Below are 294 nucleotides of genomic sequence, written 5' to 3' on the forward strand. Positions count from 1 at the left end.
GGAAAAAACTCTGTCGGTTCTAATAACGTAGCGGCCTAAACCACCTACGGAACCAGCCGTGCCAACGCCTACAAGATTTTGGAGGACAGCTTAAATCTGCGGGATGTCCGTATCTACGACACCGTGGAAGATGCGGACGGTAGGGAACGGCGTGTCCTGAACGCCTAGGAGACCACTCTGGCCGCCCAAAAGCAGCAGGCCATCCGGGATGCTTTCCGGGACTGGATTTGGAAAGACCCGGAGCGCCGCCAGACGCTGGTGCGCCGGTACAACGAGGAAATGAACAGTACAAGA

The 294-nt window shown here is 56.5% G+C and carries 1 pseudogene; it reads left to right on the forward strand.

Going from position 1 to position 294, the window contains the following annotated elements:
• Positions 1-294: pseudogene (locus P0G09_RS19640) on the forward strand (hypothetical protein); the annotation flags it as partial.

It is taken from the genome of Faecalibacterium sp. DFI.5.82 (genome assembly GCF_029076575.1).
Taxonomy (GTDB): domain Bacteria; phylum Bacillota; class Clostridia; order Oscillospirales; family Ruminococcaceae; genus Faecalibacterium; species Faecalibacterium duncaniae.